The sequence below is a fragment of the [Chlorobium] sp. 445 genome (assembly GCA_002763895.1).
Classification (GTDB): domain Bacteria; phylum Bacteroidota; class Chlorobiia; order Chlorobiales; family Thermochlorobacteraceae; genus Thermochlorobacter.
Map to the genome: position 1 here is coordinate 133,327 of NSLH01000001.1, position 20,440 is coordinate 153,766.

At 46.7% G+C, this 20,440-nt stretch carries 17 protein-coding genes and 1 pseudogene; 8 read left to right on the plus strand and 10 right to left on the minus strand.

Features of this window, described 5'->3' with window-relative positions; all coding sequences use genetic code 11:
• The first annotated feature begins 25 nt into the window (after positions 1–25).
• A complete protein-coding gene (locus CMR00_00640) occupies positions 26–529 on the plus strand; it encodes a peptidylprolyl isomerase (protein PIO49219.1) in 504 nt (167 codons plus the stop codon).
• A gap of 46 nt (positions 530–575) precedes the next feature.
• Positions 576–1,832 (plus strand): acetate kinase, encoded by a 1,257-nt coding sequence (locus CMR00_00645; GenBank protein ID PIO49220.1) that lies wholly within the window; start codon positions 576–578, stop codon positions 1,830–1,832.
• Here CMR00_00645 and CMR00_00650 read toward each other — a convergent pair.
• From CMR00_00650 to CMR00_00670, 5 genes are all read right to left on the minus strand, one after another.
• A complete protein-coding gene (locus CMR00_00650) occupies positions 1,807–3,288 on the minus strand; it encodes a hypothetical protein (protein ID PIO49221.1) in 1,482 nt (493 codons plus the stop codon). The genes CMR00_00645 and CMR00_00650 overlap by 26 nt on opposite strands.
• 93 nt (positions 3,289–3,381) lie before the next feature.
• The gene (locus tag CMR00_00655) at positions 3,382–4,068 is read right to left on the minus strand and encodes a hypothetical protein (GenBank protein PIO49222.1); all 687 of its coding nucleotides are present in this window, start codon (positions 4,066–4,068) and stop codon (positions 3,382–3,384) included.
• Positions 4,068–4,436 carry a hypothetical protein gene (locus tag CMR00_00660; GenBank protein ID PIO49223.1) on the minus strand — a complete coding sequence of 123 codons (369 nt, stop codon included), beginning with the start codon at positions 4,434–4,436 and terminating at the stop codon, positions 4,068–4,070. Before CMR00_00660 ends, CMR00_00655 begins: the two co-directional genes overlap by 1 nt.
• The gene (locus tag CMR00_00665) at positions 4,437–5,750 is read right to left on the minus strand and encodes a hypothetical protein (GenBank protein ID PIO49224.1); all 1,314 of its coding nucleotides are present in this window, start codon (positions 5,748–5,750) and stop codon (positions 4,437–4,439) included.
• 14 nt (positions 5,751–5,764) lie between these two features.
• Positions 5,765–6,223, minus strand: a complete 459-nt coding sequence (locus CMR00_00670; GenBank protein ID PIO49225.1) for a hypothetical protein — start codon at positions 6,221–6,223, stop codon at positions 5,765–5,767.
• A gap of 339 nt (positions 6,224–6,562) precedes the next feature.
• On the opposite strand from CMR00_00670, the gene CMR00_00675 reads away from it, so the two are divergent.
• Together CMR00_00675 and CMR00_00680 are read left to right on the plus strand one after the other, a co-directional pair.
• Positions 6,563–9,445 (plus strand): hypothetical protein, encoded by a 2,883-nt coding sequence (locus CMR00_00675; protein ID PIO49226.1) that lies wholly within the window; start codon positions 6,563–6,565, stop codon positions 9,443–9,445.
• 75 nt (positions 9,446–9,520) lie between these two features.
• Positions 9,521–10,936 carry a zeta-carotene desaturase gene (locus CMR00_00680; protein ID PIO49227.1) on the plus strand — a complete coding sequence of 472 codons (1,416 nt, stop codon included), beginning with the start codon at positions 9,521–9,523 and terminating at the stop codon, positions 10,934–10,936.
• Between the two features lie 103 nt (positions 10,937–11,039).
• On the opposite strand, the gene CMR00_00685 is transcribed toward CMR00_00680, so the two are convergent.
• The 4 genes from CMR00_00685 to CMR00_00700 form a co-directional block, all read right to left on the minus strand.
• Complete coding sequence (locus tag CMR00_00685) at positions 11,040–12,029, minus strand: hypothetical protein (protein ID PIO49228.1); 990 nt, start codon at positions 12,027–12,029, stop codon at positions 11,040–11,042.
• Positions 12,030–12,077: 48 nt separating this feature from the next.
• Complete coding sequence (locus tag CMR00_00690) at positions 12,078–12,833, minus strand: enoyl-[acyl-carrier-protein] reductase FabL (GenBank protein PIO49229.1); 756 nt, start codon at positions 12,831–12,833, stop codon at positions 12,078–12,080.
• A gap of 78 nt (positions 12,834–12,911) precedes the next feature.
• A complete protein-coding gene (locus tag CMR00_00695; protein PIO49230.1) occupies positions 12,912–15,218 on the minus strand; it encodes a hypothetical protein in 2,307 nt (768 codons plus the stop codon).
• Between the two features lie 59 nt (positions 15,219–15,277).
• A complete protein-coding gene (locus tag CMR00_00700; GenBank protein ID PIO49231.1) occupies positions 15,278–15,637 on the minus strand; it encodes a hypothetical protein in 360 nt (119 codons plus the stop codon).
• 226 nt (positions 15,638–15,863) lie between these two features.
• Between CMR00_00700 and CMR00_00705 the strand changes: the two genes are divergently transcribed.
• A complete protein-coding gene (locus CMR00_00705; GenBank protein ID PIO49232.1) occupies positions 15,864–17,315 on the plus strand; it encodes an alpha-amylase in 1,452 nt (483 codons plus the stop codon).
• Here the strand turns inward: CMR00_00705 and CMR00_00710 are convergent.
• Entirely contained in the window at positions 17,312–17,497 is a 186-nt protein-coding gene (locus CMR00_00710; protein ID PIO49233.1) for a hypothetical protein, read from the minus strand. The two genes, CMR00_00705 and CMR00_00710, sit on opposite strands and share 4 nt — an antisense overlap.
• Positions 17,498–17,558: 61 nt before the next feature.
• Here CMR00_00710 and CMR00_00715 point away from each other — a divergent pair, with 61 nt between their 5' ends.
• The 3 genes and pseudogenes from CMR00_00715 (at position 17,559) to CMR00_00725 (ending at position 20,431) form a co-directional block, all read left to right on the plus strand.
• The gene (locus CMR00_00715) at positions 17,559–18,869 is read left to right on the plus strand and encodes an arsenic-transporting ATPase (GenBank protein PIO49308.1); all 1,311 of its coding nucleotides are present in this window, start codon (positions 17,559–17,561) and stop codon (positions 18,867–18,869) included.
• Positions 18,870–18,947: 78 nt separating this feature from the next.
• Positions 18,948–19,577: a hypothetical protein gene (locus CMR00_00720; GenBank protein PIO49234.1), complete on the plus strand. Its 630-nt coding sequence runs from the start codon at positions 18,948–18,950 to the stop codon at positions 19,575–19,577.
• Positions 19,578–19,751: 174 nt separating this feature from the next.
• Positions 19,752–20,431, plus strand: a pseudogene (locus tag CMR00_00725) (1-acyl-sn-glycerol-3-phosphate acyltransferase).
• The last annotated feature ends 9 nt before the right edge of the window (positions 20,432–20,440 follow it).

The following is a 20,440-nucleotide window of genomic DNA, read 5'->3' on the forward strand; positions in this document are numbered from 1 at the left end:
TCATTCATACAAAACTATACTTTCTATGCCACTCCAGTTTTTGATTGAAACCACGTTAGGCAACATCACCGTTGAGCTGTTCGATGATACTCCACTGCACCGCGATAATTTTGCCAAGCTTGTTGCTGAGAAGTATTATGATGGCGTGCGCTTTCACCGTGTTATCAAAGATTTTATGATTCAAGGCGGAGATCCGCTCTCACGCGATGAAAGCAAGCGAGCGATGCACGGCACAGGCGGTCCAAACTACCGCATTCCCGCTGAAATCAAACATCCCAACAAACGCGGCACGCTTGCTGCTGCACGTGATGGCAATCCGCAAAAAGCCTCATCGGGTAGCCAGTTCTACATCAACGTTCGAGATAACCTATTCTTAGACGATCCTGTGCGCGCTGGCTATACCGTATTTGGAAAAGTCATCAGCGGAATGGACGTGGCAGATAAAATTTCAGTTGTACCAAAAGATGCGCGCGATAACCCACTGACACCAATCACCATGACGATTCGCGCCATTCCACCGACTGCATAAGTAAAACAGTTGACTTTAACCGCGAAACTCGAAAGGATTGTGCTGTATGAATATCCTTGTGCTCAATTGCGGCAGTTCAAGTGTAAAGTTCCAAGTCTTCTGCACCGACTGGGAGATGATTAACCACAACACGGACTATCCTATAGCCTCTGGCGTGATTGAGCGCATCGGTTCAGAAGCCCTGCTTACGTTTCGCACCTACCAGCGTGGAAAACCCGACAAGCTTATTCGTGCCACTTCGCCGCTGCGCGACCACCAAGCGGCAATTTCAAAAATCATTCAGTGGCTTACCTCTGGTGAAAACCCGCTCGAAGGACTTCACTCTTTAGCCGATATTCATGCCGTGGGGCATCGCATTGTGCACGGCGGCGAAAAACTTACAGCCTCGACACTCATTGACGAGCAAGTAATCTCGAAAATTGAAGACTGCATTGAGCTTGCTCCGCTGCACAATCCACAAAATCTTAAAGGTATTTATGCTGCACGCCAGCTCTTTGGCAACGCCATTCCACAAGTGGCAGTCTTCGATACCGCATTTCACCACACGATGCCAGATGTGGCATACCTTTACGCTATTCCATATCAATTCTATCGGCGACACAAAATTCGACGATATGGATTTCATGGCATTTCGCATCGCTATGTGAGTTTTCGCTATCGCACTTTGATGGGCATTGAGCGCAATAAGGTGCAGATTATTTCGTTGCATTTAGGCAATGGCAGTTCGGCTTGCGCAATTCGTGGCGGCTGTTCTGTTGATACCTCAATGGGGATGACGCCGCTGGAAGGTTTAGTCATGGGCACGCGCTCTGGTGATATTGATCCAGCAATTATCAACTACTTGGAACACAAAGAAAACTATTCGTCCGATGCCGTAGATGCATTACTCAATCGCCAATCAGGATTGCTGGGCATTTCGGGCTTAACGAACGATATGCGCGATTTAATTGAAGAAGCAAAAGAAAATGATGATCGACGCGCTAAACTGGCAATTGAAATCTACTGCTACCGTGTAAAGAAATACATCGGTGCTTATTTGGCAGCATTAGGCGGGGCACAAGCCATTACATTTACAGGCGGGATTGGCGAAAATTCAGATTACATTCGCGCTAAAATCTGCTCACATCTGGAGTGGTTTGGCTTAGAATTAGATGAAGCGAAAAACAGCGAAATGGTAGGAGGCAAAGAGGGCATAATCTCTAAGCCTGAAAGTCGCCTTGCAGCATGGGTAATTCCAACCAATGAGGAACTCATTATTGCGCGTGATACTTACCGTGCTATCGTGCCTGAGCCTGTGGCGTAGCATCGTCCATGGTGCGTGTGGAGATAATGCTCAGCCGACCATCTTTAGAAATCTCCACTTTGAAGACATCAAAGACAATTTCTCGGTTGCCAGGCGGGAATTTCCAACTGCGAATGGCTTCGGCGAACTGCTCTTCTGTAAATTCTGAGTATGCATTTTCGTCGAGCGTGGAGACCAGCAAGCGCACTTTTTCCACATAGCCACGCGTACCGACAACAATTTCATAGTAGATTTTGCCGCTCAGCGTGGTGTCTTGCTTGCGTACTTCTTTAAGAATATCAATCAATTCCTGTGAGCGCTCATCTAAGACATCCATCACTCTACGATTGCGTACACGCTCGCTCTTGGAATAGGTGAGTGGATCGTACATACCCAGCGCTTCATCAATGATATAGGGAATGCGGAAGCGTCGACTAAGCTCAACTTTTGCCCCAGCTGTTAGACGCCATGGCGCATAATTTAAGCCAACCAGCGATACAGGACGCGTGCCAAGGTTAGTCAGGTAATTCGTCTCATCATTACTGCCAAGAATGAGAAATTGACCCATCGCTTCGACCCAAAGCCAGTCGAGCACTTGATACTTTGCACCAGCACCAACGTAGGCGAAATTTTCTCTTCCATAGACATACTCCGGCAGTGATGATGAGGCATAAAATTCTCCTGAAAGTTCTGCAAAGGCAATCAGATTTTGACCACGAATTGACAGTGGGGTATCAAAGCCCAGTGCATATCGAAGTGTTAAGATATCATTACCAACTTTCACAAGGGGACTTACATTGCGCGTGATGATAGTGCCACTTGAAAGGTAATTGCGTAAGCCAAGATTGAGGTGAATCCCACCTGAAGTCTCAGGGAAAACATTGTCGAAGTAATATGAGCCAGCAAGGTGCAGACCGGCACTGATCTCGTTGGTAATAAAGGGCATGAGCGGTGGGTTAGGCTCACGTGAGAAAGGGACGTTGAAATCGAGCCAGCCGCCCAACTGAATACGATTGTTTGCAACATCAATAGAACCAACCTTCAGCGCAATACGCACGCCACTAAAAAGCAAAGTTCCAGTGGGGATAATATCCAAGCGGTTTTCAATGCGAAGCGTGTTAATTGTGGCAGCAATAGCAAGGTTGCGCGTCAAGACATAATCCACATTGATGTCTGCATTGGTTTGAAGAATGTCGTCGGGTACGCCGCCACCAGCAATGTAATCGACTGGGCGGATGAAAAAAGAGCCGCTAAGTCCTGCACTTAGCGTTCCAATTCGGGGAAGCAAGGCTTTCTGCGTATGGAAGATTCTTCCATCAGCTGTAATTGGCGCCTGTGCCAATGCAGACGAGGGAGAGGCAGCAAGTAATAGAAAGAAAAGAGTTACTGTAGCAAGGGTTACTTTCATCCGCTCACTGAATTTATGGTTACTTGTTTTTGCAGTTTTTGCAGGCATTGATTGCGGTGCAATATACAACGCGCACGAATTGCAAAAAAAACTATACACTTGTTAAGAAAATGATAAGTTTTTCCTGCAAACTGGTTTGCCCAATCAGCGAGGCGACTTTAACTAGGTGCTGCACATTTCTTTCAATCGTGAAAGACAACGCAGGTACTTCTTAGCATAAGCGGATTTGTAAAACTCTTTCGGAAAAAGTTCTTCAATTGGGACGGTTGCAGAGGCAAAGAGCTTGCTTTGATTGTCGTAGAGTTTATCTATGAAATACACGAAGCGTAGGGCGTCAAATTGGTCATGAAGTTGCGAAAGATGTTCAATGAAGACAGCGCCAAGTGTCTCAGCAAGTTCAAGGTAGTGCATAGGGTGAAAGGCACGCAGGGCATGCAAGAGCTCCTTAGCATCAAAGTAGGCTTTTTTGCGCCCATGCTCCACATGGTAATCCGAAAAAAACTTACGCAAGCCTGACAAATGCCAAGTGGAGTGAGAAGCGCTAGCACTTTCGACATGACGCTGACGATAGTCTCTGCCGTCGATGCGTAGGACATAAAACTGAGAGGACAGCGCAGAAATTTCACGCTGAAAATCTTGCACTGCAAAGCGTCCTTCCCCTAAGCGTGAGGGAGGCGTGTTCGAGGTTGTGATGACGGCAATGTTGCGAGCAAAGATGCGCTGCAAAAAGCCAATTGCCATGGTGGTATTGCCAGGGTCGTCGAGTTCAAATTCATCAATTGCGATAAGTTTTGCCGTGCTAAGTTCTGCTGCAGTGCGCTCAAGCCCGAGATAACCAATGAGATACATCAGTTCCGTGAAAGAAAGATAGTATTTTTGCCTTCGAAGGCGGAATGTACTGCAGCAAGCAGATGCGTTTTGCCCACGCCGAACGCACCATCAAGATAAATGCCCAAGATGGGCGAGGCACCAAAGGATTTAAGAAGTTTGCCCAAGCCATTGCGCTGTCGATTGAGTCGATGAACAAACTCTCGCAGATACTCTTTTGCAGCCTGTTGTGAAGGATGTGCATGGTCAGCAATGTAGCTTTCGAGTGTAGCTGTAGCAAAGCGCGGCGGTGGCACAAGTCTTTGGGAGAGAGAACTGACATGAATCTGCGGTTTGAAATCGTAAATAGAAAAAATCTCGTGCATTAAAGTGCGACGATAGTTCAGCAATTAACGAAGCGATTTCTGTTTTTCAGCAAGATATTCATTGAGTCGTTTCAGAATCTGGCGTGCTTCAAGTAAGCGCGTGCGCATTTCAAGAGCTGAGAGAGGCATTTGTCGTGCAATGTCCATTTCACGCACAAGCGCTGTCAGTTGCAGCGCCGCATCTTTGACGACAGCATCATTAGTTTTCGCAGCTTGCTCACGCAACAGTTGAGCAATACACTGAATCGGGACCTGACTGGGGCGCCGTGTCTGAATCAAAACCCTGTTGCACTCGTTCGGCGACATCTCAATGCTGGCATTTGGCAAGACAACGGGCGCAAACCCTGCACTCAGTTGCTCTGAGGCAAACTCTGCGACGCTAATGCCACGCTGCGTAACGGAGCGTGTCTCTTTGACAAACTTCTCGAACTCGGGTGCATTTGCCTCAACGACAATTTCTCGCGTCCCGTAAATGCGCAGCGAATCTTCACGGCGTTTTTCTTCGCTCTCGCCGTAGAGTTTGAGATAGCGCTCAGCATCTTCGTAGCCTTGCGCACGAGCCATAAGAAAATCCGAGAACGCTTCGGAGCGCATGCCGACATCACGCTTGGCTAAGCCACGAGCATAGTAAAACTTTGGCTCATCTTTCTTTAGTGCAATGGCATTATCAAAATCCAGCATCGCTTCAAGCGAACGATTCAAACGAAGGCGTGCCATGCCGCGCTCATAGTAATCATCTGGGTGTGGGCGCAATCTCAAGGCTTGTGTAAAATCGGAAATCGCCAGTGTATCATTGCCCAGCAAAACATTGCAAAGCCCACGTAGTGAATAAGCCTCAGCAAAAGTAGCGTTTTGCTCAAGAGCAAAAGTAGCGTCGCTTTTCGCTTCATTGAGTTCACGAAGTTGAACTTTGGCTAAGGCGCGATAGTAAAATGCCTCGGGGAATTGAGGTTTAAGAAAAATCACGGCAGAAAAATCTGCAATAGCACGTGCATAGTCTTTCATCGCCAAATGAAGCATCGCACGATAGTAGTATGCGTCGAGGTAATTGCGGTTGCTTTTGATAACCGTGGAGTAATCTTGAAGCGCGCCTAGCGTATCGCCGAGACGCAAACGAGCAAACCCTCGCTTCACGAAAGCATCAGGCAGATTAAGTGAATCCTGTTCAATTGCACGACTGAACGCAAGAACTGCCGAAGCGTATTCTTCGCGCTCAAGATGCTTGAGCCCCTCGCTGAACCATGCCTCCGCACGCTGTGCCAGACTGCGTTGTGAGAAACATAGTACTGCAAGAATCCCTAACGCAAGAGCACGTGTGAGCTGAATCTGTCTGTGCATCTTAACACTGAAAGTTATCTGTTGAGAAAGCGCTCTGCACCTGCGCTAAGCAGCCGAATGACACCAAACGTTAGAAATAGCATAATTGCAATGACGCTTGAAAACCCAGAGCGCTGTGCTGATGGCACATTCAGAACAGGCGCAAGACCTAAGCTGTAAAGATAAAGTGCATAAATCAAACCAGCGAGTTTGAGAACAAATGAAAAAAGTGCGCCAAAAGGCAAAAGCGAGGAGAGAATTGTTGCAATCCAAATGGGTGTAGAACCATAGACAGCCACCTTTGCAGCTTGATTGCGGTCATCGCTGGCTTGAAAGCGTGGAGCAAAACTCTGAATCAACGATGTGGTAATAGCAAGCAAAAGTGAAAGCAGCGCAAAATGAACAAGGGCTGTCCAAACGAGCTTCGTCTTGATGCCTGTTAAAATACCGGAGACAATCACCTCAATGAGTGTAGCTGTAACAATCATAGGCATGGCATAGTCGCGAATAAGGTCCTGCGGGTCATAGATGGGTTCACTTGCAATCGTGCGCCACTCCGATTCAGGTGATGCTAAAATGCCATAGACACGCTGAAAAAAAACGCTGAAACATTTTTTTAGAAACGTTAAAGTTTATTGGCGCAAAGGCGTAAAATAGATTAACTTTGTTCAAGTTATTGCACAGGCATGATAATGATACAAATGCCAATCGCTTCTTTCTGCCAGATGAACGCAAGAATGGGCAGTCAACCGAAATACATTAGACCTTTAGGTTAGAACATAGCAACAGGATAACGAACTTCAGTCATCCCGTTGTTACTCTGCAACTTACGAATGAGTAAATCACAGAAGCGGGTGAAAAAAATAACATCTCTCTCTCAAACGAAATTGTCGCGACAACTCAGCAGAAAAGCTGCAACTAAACAGCAACCTGACTCACCGAGTGCCTTAGCAAGAGCGAAAGGCAAACTACAACGCACGTTCACAGATTCAGCAAGTGCAAAGAAAGCAAATAAGAAGATTAATGTAAAGGAACTCTACAGTGGGCTTTTTGAGGATAGTCCTACACCGATGTGGATCTATGACGAAGAGACACTCAAGTTTTTGGCAGTAAATAAAGCGGCAATCAAACGCTATGGCTACTCAAGGCGAGAATTTCTCTCCATGACCATTGCTCAAATTCGCCCGCCTGAAACAGTGCCCGCTATGCTCAAAGCAGCTCAGCAGATTCGCAAGAAAAAGAAAGCCTACAATGGCTTATGGAAACATCAAACTAAAAAAGGTGAAGTATTCACTACAGAAATTCACTCACATCGCATCAAGTTTGGCGGAAAACCTGCGCGACTTGTAATCGCATTTGATGTTACTGAACGCGTGAGGCTTGAAGAGCAAATTCTCCAACGAGATGAACGGCTGCAACTTTTCTTCAATCAGGCGCTTGAAGGTTTCTACTTCATGATGCTCGATGAACCAATCGACTGGCATAATGCCCAAGACAAAGAAGCCGCACTGGATTACATCTTCACACATCAACGCATGACTGAGGCTAATGACGCCATGCTGGCACAATATGGTCTGAGTCGGGAAAAATTTCTCGGAAGAACACCTGCGGATTTCTATGCACATGATCTTGAATATGGACGAAGAATCTGGCGAGAAAATCTGGATCATGGCGCTCAAATCATCGTGACCAATGAGCGACGTGCCGACGGCACACCGATCTGGATTGAAGGACACTACACGCCGCTGTTCAATAGTGAGGGGAAATTCATTGGACACTTCGGCATACAACGCGATATCACCGAGCGAAAGAAAATTGAAGATGCCCTGCGCACCAGTGAAGAGCGCTACTACATTGCGGCAAAACACACTGGGCAACTTGTCTACGACCTTGATATCGCCTCTGGAAAAATTTCTTGGGTAGGGGCGATCGAAAAAGTAACAGGATTTTCTGCAAAGGAGTTTGCCGATGTAGATTTAGAACGCTGGGCAGAGTATGTTCACCCTGACGAACGTGCTGAAGCAATAGCAAAACTAAACGAAGCGATACATGCTGCAAAACCTTATGACGCAATCTATCGCTTTCGACGCAAAGACGGCAGTTACATTTACATTGAGGATAGCGGAGATTGCCTGGCAGATGCAACAGGCAAGGCGTATCGTATGATTGGCACAATGAAAGACATCACGGAGCGCAAAAAAGCTGAAGCCTTACTTCAAGAACAAGCACTTCTCATTGACAGCGTACACGACGCTATCATTGTCCGTAGCCTTGACGACTGCGCACTGTTCTGGAACAAAAGTGCAGAGAGAGTTTATGGATATAGTGCTCATGAAGTGATAGGCAAGCCTATTGCGGAATTGATTTGGGAGCAAAACGGCGCGTCGGTAAGGCAACTTATTCAAATGGTCCTCAAAGAAGGCTATTGGAGTGGTGAGCTGCACAAGCGTCACAAGAACGGCTCAAAAGTAATTGTAGAAGCTCGCTGGACGCTCACTTACGATGAACAGGGAAAACCAAAAGCGATTGTGTCGGTCGAGACCGACATTACCGAGCAACGCCGATTGCAGTTGCAGTTCTTGCAGTCGCAGCGCTTAGATAGTCTTGGGCGGCTGGCAAGTGGTATTGCCCATGACCTCAACAATATCCTAACCCCAATGTCGCTCTCGGTAGAATTGCTGAGCTCAAAACTCACTGACGAAAAAAGCCAAAGTTGGCTGGAAGCGCTGCAGCGTAACTTAGACCGCGGGGCTGACCTTGTGCGACAAGTCTTACTTTTTGCGCGTGGCTCTGAAGCTCGAATGCGTCCGATTAGCCTAGCAGAAGTGCTGGACGACGTGAAACTTTTCATTCAGAATACTTTCCCAAAAAACATCGTGTTTGAGACCTATGTCGCACCAGACTTGCCAAGGGTTATGGCAGATGCCACACAGATATACCAAGTGCTATTAAACTTAGCCATCAATGCACGCGATGCGATGCCGAAAGGCGGCACACTGTCCTTGAGGCTTGAGCGATTTTTCATCAGAGAAAATGACACGCTGATTCACATTGATGCAAAGGTAGGCGAGTATGTCTTGATGACAATCAGCGACACAGGTATAGGAATGTCACCGGAAGTTTTGGACAAAATTTTTGAGCCCTTCTTTACCACAAAAGAAATGGGAAAAGGTACGGGGCTGGGACTATCGACGGTGTTTTCGATTGTAAAAAATCATCGTGGGTTTATTACGGTGTATAGCGAACTGGGCAAAGGCACGGTGTTCAAGGTCTATTTGCCAGCACTTGCAGAGAAAGAAGCAAAAAGCCCCACTACGACTGCACCAACAGGGCAACAAAGTGGGCAAGGTAAAGGTGTGCTTATTATTGATGATGAAGAAGCAATATGCGAGAGCGCGAAAATGGTACTAACAGCCCATGGCTACACTGTTCTGACGACACAGACAGGTCAAGCAGGTCTTGAACTGTTCAAGTCTCATCAAGATCGTGTGGCGGTAGCTATCGTGGATATGACGATGCCGGGTATCGATGGTGTAACGACTGTACAAGCCTTGCGGGCACTAAAGCCGAATCTTAAAATTATTGCGGCAAGCGGACTGATAGAAAGTGAGCGACTGACGGCACTCAAACGCGAAAACGTCGAGGCGTTTCTCTACAAGCCTTTTGAAGCTGCTAAACTGTTGCAATTGCTGTCCGAGATTTTGCCCGTAGTGTAAGAAAAACGTCCTACCCAAGAATTGAGTTTGGCAATGTAGTTCTCATAACTAATCTGAAAGGATTTCAAAGACAATATGACAGAAGAACTGATTGCGTCGCCACGTGTTCAGACGGGCGGAAATCGCGTCCTCATTCTAGGTGGCGGACTGGCTGGTCTGGCTGCCGCTAAGCGTTTAGTCGATAAAGGCTTTCAAGTTGAACTGCTTGAAAAACGCAACATTTTGGGCGGTAAAGTCTCCTCGTGGAAAGATGCCGAAGGCGATTGGATTGAGACGGGGCTGCACTGTTTCTTCGGCGCATATAAAGAAATCTACGAGTTGATGAAAGAACTTGGCACCTACCAGCATATTCTCTGGAAAAAACATGAACTGACCTACACGCTCTCTAAAGGTGAGCGATTTGTATTTCGAACATGGAAATTGCCCAGCCCCTTCCACTTAATTCCCGCTGTAACGAGCAATCATTACTTCACACTCGGTGAGATGATCACCTTTACCAAAATGCTAATGCCTATTCTCTTCGGCACTGAAAAATATTATGCGGAACAAGACAAGATGACATATGAGCAATGGCATCAAAAGCAAGGCGTCAGCAAAAGGCTCCTAAAGAAAATGTTTGTGCCAATGTCGCTTGCACTAAAATTCTTGCCGCCCGAAGATATTTCCGCCAAAATCGTCATTGATGTCGCCGGCGAATTTTTGCGCGTCCCTAAAGCCTCAATGATGGGCTTTCTAAAAGGCTCACCAGAAGAGTATCTGATTGCGCCGCTGGCTGATTACATCCGCAAGAAAGGCGGCAAAATTCATACAGATGCGAAGGTGGTGTCGTTACGCTATGACGGTGAAAAAATTTCAGGTGTGCAGATGGCAACAGGTGAAACGCTCCAAGCGGATTATTACCTCACCGCCTTGCCCGTGCATAACCTCAAAAAGGTCTTGCCTGAAGCGCTCAAAGCAAAATATCAATTCTTCCGCAACATTGATGAGTTTCAAGGCGTGCCGGTCATTACCGTGCAAATCTGGTACGATAAGCAAATTAGCTACATCGATAACATCATGTTCTCTCCCGATGGTGTCATTCCCTTCTACGCCGATATGGGCAACACCACGCCTGACTACGCCACACTGCGCGGCTTGACACATCAAGGCAAATCGCGCTTTGAGTTTGGGGTAGCGCCAGCCAAGCATTTTATGCATCTGTCTGACGAAGAAATTATCGCTAAGGTCGATGAAAGTGTGCGTGATATTTTCCCCGAGACCTCAAAAGGCGCAAAGATTCTCAAGCATACCATCGTGCGCATTCCGCAGTCTGTCTATGCCGCTGTCCCCGGTATGGATGCCAAGCGACCGACACAAAAAACACCCGTAAGAAATCTTTTCCTCTCAGGCGGATACACGCGTAACCGTTTCTATGATTCCATGGAGGGCGCTGTGGAAACCGGAAATAAAGCCGCACGCGAAATTATGGTGGCACACGGCATTCCTGTCTAAGTCTGCTAAACCTAAGAGCAACAAGCCCTCTTCAGCAAGAGGGCTTTTGTATTTGAAGACGCTCTGTCGGAAAGCAAGGGCTGGGAAAGGTGGAAACAAGGGCTTAGCTTTTATTAACAGGCATAATGTCCTGAGAATGTTCATCAATTATTTCTGATTCTGGAGGGGCTTCTGGCTTAGGCGCAGGTTTGATAAGCAGCGACGCTGTAACTGAAAGTGCTAAGATGCTGGCTACCACCGCAAGCGAAATCGGCGACGGAATCTTCCAAGCGTCGTTGATACCCACGGCAACCATCTTCACCCCAACAAACATCAGAATGAACGCTAAACCATATTTGAGATAAGTAAACCGATCAATAATATCAGCCAAGAGAAAATACATGGAGCGCAAACCCATGATAGCAAAAATGTTGGAGGTGAAAACGATAAAAGGATCGGGACTGACCGCAAGCACCGCAGGAATAGAATCTACAGCAAAAATAAGGTCTGTAATTTCAATCACGACAAGCACTAAAAACATAGGAGTCGCCATGCGCTGACCATTTTCAATGGTGAAAAACTTCTGACCATCGTAGTTGCGCGAAATTGAGAAAAAGCGCTTGACAAGGCGCACCCCTAAGTTCTCAGCAAAATCTGCTTCTTCTTGTTCATTCTCAAAGAAAAATTTGAGCCCAGTGTAAATCAGAAATCCACCGAAGACGTAGGTAATCCAGTGGAATTTGTTGATAAGCGCAACGCCTGCAAAGATAAAAATTGCCCGCATCACAATCGCGCCGAGAACACCCCAAAAGAGCACCCGATGCTGATACTTATCTTCTACCTTGAAGAAGCGGAAGACCAAGACAAAAACAAAAAGATTATCGACCGAAAGTGATTGCTCAATAAGATACGCTGTAATAAAATCTGTGCCTTTGGTAGCGCCGTAGATATACCAGACGGCACCAGCGAAGCCAAAAGCTAACGATACCCAGAGGCAGACCCAGCCAAGTGCAGCGCGGGGCGTAACACGGTGTGCTGTGCGGTTAAGCACCCCTAAGTCAAGTGCAAGAACAGCGGTAACGACTGCAAAAAAGCGATCCACATCCAAGGCGATTCTTCAAAAAACATCAGGAAAAAGAATTTTAGATTGTAATGATGAAAATTACTCTGTTAGTGTATAGCCGCCATCGGCGAGAATGGTTTGTCCATGTATCCAGCGTGAGTCATCCGTACAAAGAAACGCAATGATGTCAGCAATGTCCTTCGCTGTGCCAAGCCGACCAAGCGGTGTACGCGCAACCCATTGGGCACGTCGCACTTCAGCATTCTTAAAATCATCCAGTGCGTCCGTGTCAATCGGACCGCCAGAGACAGCATTAACACGAATGTTTTTCGGACCAAGTTCGACAGCAAGATAGCGAATCAATGTCTCAATTCCTGCTTTAGCTGTGCCAATTGCAGCATAGCCCTCTAAGCAACGAAAATTGCCGATGCTAGAGACTGCAACAATCACACCACCCTTATCACCAAAAAGTTTAGCTGCTTCTTGTGCACCTAGGAGCAGGGCTTTGGGACCCGTAGCCATCGACAAATCAAACCCGTTTGGACCAATGCGTGTAACAGGACCGAACACACCTTTTGCAGCATTGCTGACAAAAATGTTCAAACGCTGGAAATGGGCTTGTGTCTCAGCAAAAAGTCGTTTGAGCTCGTCGTGGCGCGAAGTGTCAGCTTGCACAGCAATCGCATCTTGTCCCATGGCGTTGATTTCAGCCACAGTGCGTTCGGCTTCTGCACGATTCTTTAAGTAACCGACAACAATATGGCTGCCCAGCTCAGCTAGCCTGAGTGCTGTAGCTTTACCAATGCCACGCGAAGCCCCTGTAATCAGAGCAACGTGATTCTCTAAAGGTTTCATTTAGACTTTAGACTAACATGAAGCAAACTATAAAGTTATCTTGAAAAACGTATGCAAAGCAAGCAATAAAATCAGCAGCTACTTCGACTCTAAGAACTCAAAAACGCGTCGCAGTAACTCATCGGTATCATAGGGTTTCATAATCACATCTTTGACGCCTTGACTGCGCAATCTCTGCAATACTTCATCTTCTGCATAGCCTGTCAGAATAATCACAGGGGGAAAATTGGGATACTTCGAGAGCGCTTCATAGACATGCTCACCACTCATGTTCGGCATGTTCATGTCGAGCAGCACAATATCAATGTGAGGATAGTGCTTTTGAAATTTGGCAAGACCATCTTCACCATCAATTGCACTGATGACATTGAAGTTCGACTCCATGAAAAGATCTCCAAGCAAATTGCGCAGTAGGTCCTCATCTTCAATAATGAGAACAGTGTATTTTTTATTCATCAAGGTCGTTAATGGTTGAATATCTGTACTGGTCTGGTCAAGGGTTTCAAGGTTAGTGTCTGGTGGAAAGTAGAGGTGAAATGTCGTGCCTTTGTCAGCTGAAGTTTCAAATTCTACAGCGCCATGATGACTTTTGACGGCACCAAAAACCATGGCAAGTCCTAAGCCTGTGCCTTTACTGACTGCTTTTGTTGTAAAGAAAGGTTCAAAAATACGCGAGTGAATCTCAGGTGGAATACCTGTGCCATTATCTGAAACTGAAACGCGCACGTAGGTCTGATTGGGGGCAAGTTCAAGCGCTTTGAGCTTCTCTTCAGGTAGCGATATATGCTCTGCTCGAATACTAATCACGCCTTTGTGTCCCTCTTTTAATTTTGGAGCGATAGCGTCAGCGGCATTGACCAAGAGGTTAAGAAAAACCTGCTCAATCTGGTTAGGGTCACCGACAATGCGCGGTAGCTGTGGCGCAATGTTCAAATTAAGACGAATGCGTCGGTCAATCGATTGTGAGAAAATATCCAGCACCGTGCGAATCGCTGCGCTAACATCAAAAGCGATAGATTGATATTTGCCCTTGCGTGCAAAGCCTAAAAGTTGCTGCACCAGTTTTGCTGCGCGATTGACAGAAGTTGCGATGCGTTGAAGCGGCACTGTAATTTGCTCATCACTGCCTTGCAGTCGCCGTTGCAGCAACTTGACATTACCCAAGATAGCAGCTAAGATGTTATTGAAGTCGTGTGCAACGCCGCTTGCCAGCACGCCTATGGCTTCCATTTTTTGTGACTGCCGCAAAGCTGCTTCTGTCTCTTGGAGTTTTTCTGCTGCACGCTTGCGTTCTGTAATATCTTCGACAGTGGTAACCTTAAAACGCTTGCCATCTTTGCGTACTAATCGTCCAGCAGTGACATAAATATCAAGGAGTCGACCGTCCTTGCGCTTCAATCGCCACTCGCCTGAAGAATTCGGATCACCAGCAATAAAGGCTGAATGTGTTTTGCTGGCTTTGAGCTGATCTTCATTTGGAATGACCATGCTAAAGTGCTGACCCAGAAGTTCCTCTTTACTGTAACCGTAGGTATTGCAATACGCAGGGTTGACCATCACATAGCGCCCTTCCTCATCGGTTACGCAAATACCAATCGCCGCAGTGTTGATAACTGATTCAAGAAGATCCTTGTGCTCTTGAAGGGAGTCTTCAAGACTTTTCATTGCGGTGATATCTTGAACGGTTACAATTTCGTAAAGTAATTGCCCTGCGTTATCGTAAATAGGCATTGAAGAAACTTTAATCCACAATGGACTCCCATCTTTGCGTCGACAACGCAAAGCTAAGTCATGAGCACGACGCTCGTCGGAGCGTATTTCATGCATCACAGGTTGACCAAGATCGGTATCTTCAGGCTTTACGATGTCTTTGAAGCTAAGTTCAGCAAGGTCGGCTGTGCTGTATCCAAAAAGACGTGCAAAAGCGGTATTGACCTGCAGCAAAGTGCCTTGCGGTGAGAGAATGGCAATTCCAACAGGTGCATGTTCTATGAGCGAACGAAACCGCGCCTCACTTTCTTGTAAAGCACGTTCAGCGGCTTTGAGGTCGGTAATATCTCTGACAAAACCAAAAAGTTTATACACTTTACCGTTGCTATCGCGCAAGGCGTAACTAATGCAGCTATGGATAGCTGTCTGGTTGCCAAGTTGTACGACCAGTTCGTGCTGGTAGCTTTTGCCCGTTTTAAGAGCTTCTGAGACTGAAGCCTGAAGTGCAGCGGCACTTTCTGGAGTGTAGAAGGAAAGAAGTGTCTCGTAGTCAGGTTCGGTAGCATTTGGCGGCAAATTGTATAGCTTAAATAACCCAGGCGACCATGAAATCTTGCCAGTATCAACATCATACTCCCATGTTTCTACTTGAGAAAATCGTTGCATTTCAGCCATGGGGGAGACATGTAGCCATGGAAAAGTAGATGCAGATTCTGGAAGAACTTCAAAAACTTTTAGCGTGTAGAGTTTCCAGCGCTCTTGAGGGAGCTTAGTTTGACTTTTACAAGGCAGCGCGTACCAGATTTTGTCAAGAAAGCGACTTGAAACTCCAAGGGTGTAGTGTTCAAATTATGAAGAGAGAGATGACGCGCTGCTGGATTTTCCCAGAGAGACAGTTCAAAGGCGGTTTTGCCTAAGAGTTCTTCTTGAGAATACTCTGAAAATTTCAGAAAAGCTTCATTTGCGGCAAGAATTTCACCTGTCTTGAAGTCACAGATGAGCATTGGCACAGGGCTGGCTTGAAAGACAGCGTTGAGCAAGCTCTGAATGTGTGTTTTTGAGGTAGCGTGCTCTTTACTTCTATGAAAGGTCATAGGTGACTTCTTGAGATTAATTGTGTTTTGATAATTTGATGTTAAGCAAAATGTCAAGCAAAAAAGTTGATAAGGTGAAAGCTAAAATGAACAAGATGACAAGCAGGAATGCTGCAAATATTGAAAGACAAAAGTTACGTGTCAAATACAGTTTATTAATTTCTGTAATTTGTGATGTGCATCACAAGCGAAAACGCAGTAAGGTCTGAGCTCAAACGGTATCGATATGGCGGCTTTAAATCGCTTTCCGCTTATCTATGAAGTAAATACACGCGTGTGGTTAAGGGAACTTTCGCTCAAAGCAGGTCGGGCGCTAACGCTTGCCGATATTCCTGAAGCAGAGTTTTGTAAGTGGAGAGAGTTAAAAGTGGATATTGTGTGGTTAATGGGGGTCTGGGAAGAGAGTGCAGCGGCGCGCCAGATTGCACAGACGCACCAAGGGCTATGGCAAGAGTATCAGCGTGCGCTGCCCGATGTGGAACTGAGCGATGTAGGGGCGTCACCATTTGCGGTAAAAAGTTACAGCGTGGCACAAGCCTTAGGAGGTGAGTCAGCGCTTTTTAAGTTTCGGCACAGGCTCAATGAAAAAGGCATGCGTTTGCTCCTTGACTTTGTGCCGAACCACATGGCGCGCGATTGCAAGTGGCTAAATGTGCATCCCGATTATTTTGTAGCTGTGCCGCCACATATGGTAAAGCATCTGTCTGATGGCGTTGTGCAACACAATGGCACCTATTTTGCGTGTGGCAAAGACCCCTATTTCCCAGCGTGGACTGATACGGTGCAACTCAACTACGCAAACTCTGCACTGCATGTTGCCATGCAAGAGACGCTGCGGCAAATTGCAAAGCTTTGTGATGGGGTGCGCTGCGATATGGCAATGCTCATTTTGAAGGATGTCTTCAATCGTACATGGGGAGAGTTTGGTCTGGAGATGAAAGAAGAATTTTGGAAGAAAACGATTGATGACCTCAAAAGTCAGTTCCCGAACTTTCTCTTTATCGCAGAAGCGTATTGGGACTTAGAGTGGACGCTGCAGCAGCAAGGGTTTAACTTTGTCTATGACAAGCGCCTCTATGATCGCCTCAGAGATCAAGATGTTTCGGGTGTCAAGGCGCATTTGTATGGCGATGTGCTCTATCAACAAAAGTTGATTCGGTTTATTGAAAATCATGATGAAGCGCGAGCGGCGGCGACATTTGGGGCAAATCATCGTGTGGCGGCGCTGATTACACACACGGCAATTGGTGCGCATCTATTGCATGAAGGCGAGCATGAAGGGCGACGCCTGAAAGTGCCTGTTCAATTGTTGCGACGAGCAGCAGAGGAGCCAGATACTGAACTTGCAGATTTTTATCATCGTCTCTCACATGTCTGGAATAATGCCGCAGTAACGAATGGTGACTTCCGAATGCTTGAAGGCTACAGTAGCCACAATATCATTGCCTTCGAGCGCCAGAGTGGTGGGCATACGGGACACATTTTAGTCTTTGCAAATCTCACGGCGTACCCACAAGAAAGTTATTATCCTTCACTGGCACTAAGTCATGTGCAGGATTATGAGCATATCGAGGTATTTGTAACTGACGCGCGCAAAAGTCCGCAGTTCGAGCTGTGGCTGGGCGGTTTCTCGGTACGCTTGCGCCCGCATGAAGGCTTGGTGTTTGTAGTGCGCTAAACGCTGAGCACGGTTGAGCACTGAGAGCTGGAGGGCAACTGCTGCATGGGCTGCATGGATAGTACTAAAAGCCAAATGAACGCTTTGGACGCTTTGTATGCTAACGCTTTGAAAGCAAAGGACTTGCAGGTCTCTAATTTTTCGGCGCAATCGGCTGCGGATAAGAGAGAGATATGCTGCAAATTGCGCAGATTTGAAGAGCAAGAAATTGAACCTTTAGAAAACAGAGAAAGGAACAGCAGTATGCTCACCAGAGACTTGCAAGCGCAACTTGGCAATGTCAAAATTCCTCGCGTCATCATTTATTCAGGTAAAGGAGGCACAGGTAAAACCACCGTTTCCTCAGCAACAGCAAGTGCGCTGGCGCGTCAAGGCAAGCGCGTCTTGATTATGTCAAGTGATCCTGCACACTCTATTTCTGATGTCTTCAATTTCAAAATCGGACGCTTTGAGCCTTGCGAAATTGAGCGCAATCTCTATGGCTTGGAAATTGATACGATTTATGAGCTCAAGAAAAATATGTCGGGCTTTCAAAAGTTTGTCTCCTCATCTTATCAAAGTCGTGGTGTAGATTCAGGTGTAGCATCCGAGCTAACCACGCAGCCCGGCTTAGACGAAATTTTTTCTCTGGCGCGCCTGCTCGATGAAGCGCTCTCGGGCAAGTGGGATGTGATTATTCTGGATACTTCACCGACCGGTAACACGCTTCGGCTGCTGGCTTACCCTGAAATTATTATTGGTGGCAACATGGGTAAGCAATTCTTCAAACTCTACAAAAATATGGCGTCGCTGCAACGCTCGCTGGGCGCAACCAATCAGCCTGACCCTGAATTTTTCGAAGAGGTCAATATGCTCATGAAGCAGATGGATGACATCAACAAGTTCATTCTGCGCCCTGAAGTTACTTTCCGCCTCGTGCTCAATCCCGAAAAACTCTCGATTCTGGAAACCAAGCGCGCCTATACCTTCGTGCATCTCTACGGCATCAACATCGATGCAATTGTTGTCAACAAAGTTCTGCCCACTGTTAAAACGGTCGGTGAGTATTTTGAATTTTGGTCTGATTTACACCGCAAGTATCTTCTGGAAATAGATAACTCATTTTATCCGACGCCAATTTTCCGCTGCGAAATGCAACGCACAGAGCCAATTGGCTGCGATATGCTAAACGACTTGAGTAAGCTTATTTTTGGCGAAAGATCGCCTGATGAGGTCTTCTACAGCGGCAAAAATTTCTGGATTGAAAGCAAAAAAGATGCGGTGCCAAACCTCAATCGTGAAATTCTGGCGATTCGCATTCCTTTCCTGAAAGATGCTGAAGAAGTCAAAGTCGTGCGAATGGGCACTGATTTAAGCGTAACCATTGATCGCAATCACCGCGTGATTACACTGCCGCGTGTGCTCTATACGCTCGAGATGGAAAGCTTCGTGCGCGAAGGCGATGTGCTCAAAGTGCTCTTCAAAGAGCAGCCACCCGAAAAAGAGCCGATAGAGCTTAATGTCGATAAAGGCGTACTATCAAAACTTCGGGCGACACGCAAAATCGCTTCATAGGCAAAACGCACATGGCTAAAGACGCAACGGTCTGAGGACCGAAATCAAAAAGACAGAAAAGAAAGGAAGTCATAAAGCATGAACGCTGTGGGTTCAACATCTTCGGTCGAGAAAATTGCAAAGGATTTGCAAAATAAAAATGGTCTGAACACGCATCATCGAACGCATCGGAAAATTGTCTATAAGCGGCTCGTGGTGCAAGCGACATTTATTTTGATTCATGTGGCGCTAATCAAATTTGCGATTCCAAATGTGCTGTGGGCGGTGATTGGGCTTGCCTTTTGGGGCAGTCTGGTGTATGCTGCTTCGCGCAGCGGGCGTTGGATTTGCTCGACATTTTGCTGGTTAGGCGGCATTCAAGACCTGATGTTCCCTTTCGCTAAAAAGCGCGTGAGTTTTAATCCCAAAATCTCGCAATATGCCATGCTTGTTCTGCTCGTCATCTGGGTCCCGCTAGCGTGGCTCTTTCACAGCCAAGCCATGTGGGACATGAGCGAAAACCCACTGCACAATCCTTTCAACAGCGATGAAAATCTGCTGGTACAAGGCGGGCACTTTCTCATTCTCACGATGGTCGGTCTCGGCGTAACTATCTTCGGCGCACGCGGCATGTGCCATTACTTCTGCCCCTTCGGCATTGTGGTACAATTCTTCAAAAACCGTAGACTCAAACGTCTCAACGCAGAGCGCATAAGCACTGCGCTATAAAACCACGCACCAACATAGCCTAAGTGCAAAAGAGCCTGCACTAAGCGCCGTGAAGGTTCGCACATCTTTGCGTATTTTGCAGCGCAATCAATCAAGACTATCAACTTAGCACAAACAATGTCGAAACTCTGGCTCGTGCTGCGCTCACTCTATATTTGGGTGACCGTGCTGACCATGATTGTCATTCTCAGCACCATTTCTATCATATTCTCAATTTTTGATCGTACAGGTACGGTGTATCTTTTCCTTGCGCGTCTCTGGTGTAGACTGTGGCTCTTTTTTTCGGGCGTTAAACTTCATGTCATTGGCAAAGAACATGTACAGCCAGATGCGACTTATGTCGTTGTGAGTAATCACGCAAGTTATTTCGATATTCCAGCGTTGCTGTTGGGTCTGCCTATCAAGAAAGTGCGCATCGTAGCCAAAGAGTCGCTGGGCAAAATTCCATTTTTGGTTGGTCAATGGCGATGGGCGATTTTATTCTCATCAAGCGTGGGGCAAACCGCGATGCGCTCAAAAGTCTCATGAAAGCCATTGAAAAACTGCGACAAGGCAAATCTGTGATTCTCTTTGCTGATGGAACGCGCTCGTTAGATGGACGCATTCAGCCCTTCAAGCGCGGTGCATTTGTGGTCGCAGAAAAAGCCGGTGTGCCGATTTTGCCTGTAACCATCTTGGGCAGCTACAAAATTATGCGGCGCGACACTGTGCTCATTTCACCGGGCGATATCACGCTCGTGATTGATAAGCCTATTCCAACAGAAGCCAAGTCCGCCGATGAACTGCTCAAAGCATCGTACGAAGTGATTTTGAACAACCATCAAAAGTTTGTAAATGAAGGCATAGCCGCATAATCGTGCATC

Excerpts from the sequence above, each read along its gene's own strand:
- CMR00_00700 (PIO49231.1), bottom strand. The coding sequence starts at position 15,637 with ATGACCTTTCATAGAAGTAAAGAGCACGCTACCTCAAAAACACACATT.
- CMR00_00665 (PIO49224.1), bottom strand. The coding sequence starts at position 5,750 with ATGCACAGACAGATTCAGCTCACACGTGCTCTTGCGTTAGGGATTCTT.
- CMR00_00655 (PIO49222.1), bottom strand. The coding sequence starts at position 4,068 with ATGTATCTCATTGGTTATCTCGGGCTTGAGCGCACTGCAGCAGAACTT.
- CMR00_00670 (PIO49225.1), bottom strand. The coding sequence starts at position 6,223 with ATGCCTATGATTGTTACAGCTACACTCATTGAGGTGATTGTCTCCGGT.
- CMR00_00715 (PIO49308.1), top strand. The coding sequence starts at position 17,559 with ATGCTCACCAGAGACTTGCAAGCGCAACTTGGCAATGTCAAAATTCCT.
- CMR00_00705 (PIO49232.1), top strand. The coding sequence starts at position 15,864 with ATGGCGGCTTTAAATCGCTTTCCGCTTATCTATGAAGTAAATACACGC.
- CMR00_00695 (PIO49230.1), bottom strand. The coding sequence starts at position 15,218 with ATGGCTGAAATGCAACGATTTTCTCAAGTAGAAACATGGGAGTATGAT.
- CMR00_00640 (PIO49219.1), top strand. The coding sequence starts at position 26 with ATGCCACTCCAGTTTTTGATTGAAACCACGTTAGGCAACATCACCGTT.
- CMR00_00690 (PIO49229.1), bottom strand. The coding sequence starts at position 12,833 with ATGAAACCTTTAGAGAATCACGTTGCTCTGATTACAGGGGCTTCGCGT.
- CMR00_00720 (PIO49234.1), top strand. The coding sequence starts at position 18,948 with ATGAACGCTGTGGGTTCAACATCTTCGGTCGAGAAAATTGCAAAGGAT.
- CMR00_00675 (PIO49226.1), top strand. The coding sequence starts at position 6,563 with ATGAGTAAATCACAGAAGCGGGTGAAAAAAATAACATCTCTCTCTCAA.
- CMR00_00645 (PIO49220.1), top strand. The coding sequence starts at position 576 with ATGAATATCCTTGTGCTCAATTGCGGCAGTTCAAGTGTAAAGTTCCAA.
- CMR00_00680 (PIO49227.1), top strand. The coding sequence starts at position 9,521 with ATGACAGAAGAACTGATTGCGTCGCCACGTGTTCAGACGGGCGGAAAT.